Raw genomic sequence first — 4,990 nt, 5'->3', positions numbered from 1 at the left:
TCCTTCCTGGAGCTGGGTCCCGATGGCACGTTGTCCGCTCTGGCTGATGGTGATGGTCTGCCCGTACTGCGTCCGGATCGCCCGGAGCCCCTTACGGTGATGGCCGCTGTGAGTGGGCTGTTTGTCCGGGGTGTGGAGGTGGACTGGCGGGGGGTGTTCCCGGGTGCTCGGCGGGTTGATTTGCCGACGTATGCGTTCCAGCGTGAGCGGTTCTGGCTGGAGTCGGCGGCGGTTGGGACCGAGACCAGTGCCGTTGACGCGGCGTTCTGGGATGCGGTCGAGCGTGGTGATGCGGGGGCTCTGGGGGTCGATGCCGAGCAGCCGTTGAGCGCCGTGTTGCCTGCCTTGGCGTCGTGGCGGCGGGCGCGGCGCGAAGAGTCGGTGGTCGACGCATGGCGGTATCGGGTGACCTGGACCCCGGTTGTGGGTCGCTCTTCGCAAGTCTCTGGGCTGTGGTTGGTGGTGATCGAGCCCGACGGAGCGGAGACGGACGTTGTCGCCGCGCTGCGGGCCGCCGGCGCCGAGGTGCGCGTTGTCACGGTCGAGGAGCTGGACGCGGGCCCGGCCGCGGGTGTGGTGTCGCTGCTGTCGGTCGAGGCGACGGTGTCCCTGCTGCAGAACCTCCTGGCCGCGGGGATAGACGCGCCGTTGTGGTGTGTCACCCGGGGTGCGGTCTCCGTGGCGGACGGGGATGTGGTGGATCCCTACGCGTCGGCGGTCTGGGGGCTGGGCCGCGTGATCGGCTTGGAGCATCCGGAGCGTTGGGGCGGGCTGGTCGATCTGCCCACCTCATGGGATGAGCGGACCTCCGGTCTGTTGTGCTCGGTGCTTTCAGGCGCCACGCGGGAGGATCACACAGCGATCCGTGGCAACGAAGTCTTCGGCTGTCGTCTGAGCCGTGTGACGACGTCGGGTCGGGGGCAGTCCGCTGCCTGGGAAGCGTCAGGGACGGCGCTGATCACCGGTGGAACGGGAGCCCTGGGGAGCCACGTCGCCCGATGGCTCGCAGGTACCGGCGTCGCAGAGATCGTGCTGACGAGTCGGCGGGGCCCGGACGCTCCCGGAGCTCGGGAACTGGTCACCGAACTAGCGGCCATGGGCGTGTCGGCCCGGATCGTGGCGTGTGATGTGGCCGATCGGAACGCGGTTGCGGAACTGCTCGGGACAATCCCGGATCTTCGCGTGGTCGTCCATGCTGCGGGAGTCCCAAGCTGGGGCCCGTTGAGCGCCCTTACCGCACAGGACCTTGAGGCCGGCATGCGGCCGAAGGTCATGGGCGCCATCCACCTGGATGAGCTGACGCGTCATATGTCCTTGGACGCTTTTGTTCTGTTCTCGTCGGTTGCGGGGGTGTGGGGGAGCGGTCGTCAGTCGGCGTATGCGGCGGCGAATGCGTTTTTGGATGGGTTGGCGTGGCGGCGTCGTGGTGTTGGGTTGGTGGCGACTTCGGTGGCGTGGGGTATGTGGGGTGGTGGTGGTATGGCTGTTGGGGGTGAGGAGTTTCTGGTTGAGCGTGGTGTGTCGGGGATGGCTCCGGGGGCGGCTGTGGTGGCGTTGCGGCGGGCGTTGTGTGACGACGAGACGGCGCTCGTGGTGGCGGATGTGGACTGGGAGCGGTTCGGGCCGAGGTTCACGGCGCTGCGTCCGAGTCCCCTGCTGAGCGAGCTGATAGCCGACACAGTCGCCTTGGGGACTGGAGCGGGCGAATTCGCGGCCCGTCTCCACACCATGTCCGAGGGCGAGCGTATGCGCGCGGCCGTTGAGCTGGTGCGCGTATCTGCCGCGGCGGTGCTGGGGCACCCGGGCCCTGAGGCGGTCGACCCCGGCAGGACGTTCCAGGAAATCGGCTTCGACTCGTTGACCGCGGTGGAACTGCGCGATCGGATTGCCACAGCCACCGGCATCCGACCGCCGGCCACGATGATCTTCGACTATCCGACTCCCGAGGCCCTCGCCGAATATCTGAACGTGGAATTGCTCGGCGTGCCGCGGGAAAGTGTGCCGCCGATGCCGGTGGTCGGACCGGATGACGACGACCCCATCGTCATTGTCGGTATGAGCTGCCGCTTCCCTGGGGATGTCGAGTCTCCCGAGGACCTGTGGCGGCTGGTCGATTCTGACGGCGACGCCATTACGGCCTTCCCGGCGGACCGTGGGTGGGATCTGACCGGCCTCTTCGACGCGACTGCGCGGGAGTCGGACACGTCGTATGCGCGTGTCGGCGGGTTCGTGCACGATGCGGGCGACTTCGATCCCGGCCTTTTCGGGATCTCGCCGCGTGAGGCGCTGGCGATGGACCCGCAGCAGCGGTTGCTGCTGCACGCGGCATGGGAGGCGTTCGAACGGGCAGGTGTCCCGGTCACGTCGGTCCGGGGCAGTCGGACGGGAGTGTTCGTGGGAGCCTCCCCGCAGGGCTATGGCGCCGCCGACGCATCGGAAGGCTACTTCCTCACCGGCAGTTCGGGCAGCGTCATTTCGGGTCGGGTGTCGTACACGCTCGGGCTTGAGGGTCCGGCGGTGACGGTGGATACGGCGTGTTCGTCGTCGCTGGTGGCGTTGCATTTGGCGGTGCAGGCGCTGCGGAACGGTGAGTGCTCGCTGGCGCTTGCGGGCGGTGTCACGGTGATGGCGACCCCCACCGCATTCGTGGAGTTCTCGCGTCAGGGCGGGCTGGCTGCCGATGGCCGGTGCAAGTCCTTTGCCGCTGGTGCGGATGGGACGGGTTGGTCGGAGGGTGTGGGGCTGCTGTTGGTGGAGCGGTTGTCTGATGCTGAGCGTCTTGGGCATCGGGTGTTGGCGGTGGTGCGGGGTTCGGCGGTGAATCAGGATGGTGCGTCGAATGGGTTGACGGCGCCGAATGGTCCGTCGCAGCAGCGGGTGATCCGCCAGGCGCTGGCGAGCGCCGGACTTTCGGCGTCGGAGATCGACGCGGTCGAGGCGCACGGTACGGGTACAGCGTTGGGTGATCCGATCGAGGCGCAGGCGTTGTTGGCCACGTATGGTCAGGATCGGGATCCTGGTCGGCCGTTGTTGCTGGGTTCGGTGAAGTCGAACATTGGTCATACGCAGGCTGCGGCGGGTGTGGCCGGTGTGATCAAGATGGTGATGGCGATGCGCCACGGCGTGCTGCCCCGGACCCTGCACCTGGACGAGCCGTCTACCCATGTGGATTGGTCGGCTGGTGCGGTGGAGTTGCTGACCGAGCAGGTGGCGTGGCCGGATGTGGATCGGCCGCGTCGGGCGGGTGTGTCGTCGTTCGGGGTGAGTGGGACGAATGCGCATGTGATTGTGGAGCAGGCGCCTGTGGTGGTGGGGGAGGCTGGGGGCGAGCGTGTGGGGCTGCCTGCTGTGCCGTGGGTGGTGTCGGGTGTGGGTGAGGCTGCGGTGCGGGCGCAGGTGGAGCGGTTGCGCGGGTCTGTGGCGGACAACCCCGAGTGGGATCCGGCTGACGTGGGGTGGTCTTTGGTGGCTGCTCGTTCTGCGTTGTCGCATCGTGCGGTGGTGGTGGGTGCGAATCGTGATGAGTTGTTGGGTGGGTTGGGTTCGGTTGTTGTGGGGGTTTCGGTGGGTGGTGGGTTGGGTGTGGTGTTTGCGGGTCAGGGGTCGCAGCGGTTGGGGATGGGGCGTGGGTTGTATGAGGCGTATCCGGTGTTTGCCGCGGTGTGGGATGAGGTGTGTGGGGAGCTGGACCGGTATCTGGAGCGGTCTTTGGGTGAGGTGGTGTGGGGTGATGACGCTGAGTTGTTGGGGGAGACGGTGTATGCGCAGGCGGGTTTGTTTGCGCTTGAGGTGTCGTTGTATCGGCTGATGGTCTCGTGGGGTGTGAAGCCGGATTATCTGCTGGGTCATTCGGTTGGTGAGTTGGCGGCGGCGTGTGTGGCGGGTGTGTGGTCGTTGGAGGATGCCGCATGTGTAGTTGCCGCACGCGGTCGTCTGATGCAGGCGTTGTCGTCGGGCGGCGCGATGGTTTCTGTGGCGGCGTCGGAGGATGAGGTACGGCCGCTGCTGGTGGAGGGCGTGGCGGTTGCGGCGGTGAATGGCCCCGAGTCGGTGGTGTTGTCCGGTGATGAGGAGGCGGTTCGTGCCGTCGAGGAGGTGTTCATCGGGCGGGGGGTGCGGACGCGGTGGTTGCGGGTGAGTCATGCGTTTCATTCGTCGCGTATGGACGGGATGCTGGGGGAGTTTGGTGAGGTGCTGGGGTCCGTGGAGTTCCGGGCCCCGAACTTGCCGGTGGTGTCGAACGTATCCGGTGTGGTGGCGGGTGAGGAGTTGTGTTCGCCGGAGTATTGGGTGCGTCATGTGCGGGAGACCGTGCGCTTTGCCGACGGGCTGGAGACGCTTCGTGGGCTGGGTGTCGGTTCCTTCCTGGAGCTGGGTCCGGATGGCACGTTGACCGCACTGGCCGATGGCGATGGCGTGTCGGTGCTGCGTCCGAATCGTCCGGAACCCACCGCTGCTATGGAGGCTCTGGGTGGGCTGTTTGTCCGGGGTGTGGAGATGGATTGGCGGGCGATGTTTCTGGGGGCTCGGCGCGTTGATTTGCCGACGTATGCGTTCCAGCGTGAGCGGTTCTGGCTGGAGCCGTCCCCGGTCCAGCCCGCGGCCAGCGCCGTTGACGCGGCGTTCTGGGATGCGGTCGAGCGCGAGGATTTCGGTTCGTTCGGTATCGACGCCGGGCAGCCGCTCAGCGCGGCTCTGCCCGCACTGGCGGCATGGCGGCACCGTCACCAGGGGAGGTCACTGGTCGAATCGTGGCGGTACCGCCTCGACTGGTCCCTGATCGGGGATGTTGCTGAGCAGCCGAGTCTGCGTGGCACGTGGCTGGTGGTGGGTGCTGGCGGTGCCGATGTGGCCGTTGCGCTGCGGTCGGCCGGGGCGGATGTCCGGGTCGTGATGGCGGTGGAGCCGGGCGATGTGGCGGTCGCGGGTGTGGTGTCGTTGCTGTCGGTCGAGGCGACGGTGTCCCTGCTGCAGAACCTCCTGGCCGCGG

1 protein-coding gene is annotated in these 4,990 nt (G+C 67.4%); it reads left to right on the top strand.

Annotated elements, in window-relative coordinates; genetic code table 11:
* Positions 1 to 108: 108 nt before the first annotated feature.
* Positions 109 to 4,990, top strand: a 4,882-nt coding sequence (locus tag ACFYOY_RS48955) for an SDR family NAD(P)-dependent oxidoreductase (protein WP_388594586.1), incomplete at its 3' end; no start/stop codon positions are given.

This window comes from Streptomyces sp. NPDC007875, from assembly GCF_042868035.1.
Lineage (GTDB): Bacteria > Actinomycetota > Actinomycetes > Streptomycetales > Streptomycetaceae > Streptomyces > Streptomyces antimycoticus.
The sequence above is the reverse complement of the archived record's forward strand: the minus strand, read 5'-3'. Positions and strand labels throughout refer to the sequence as shown.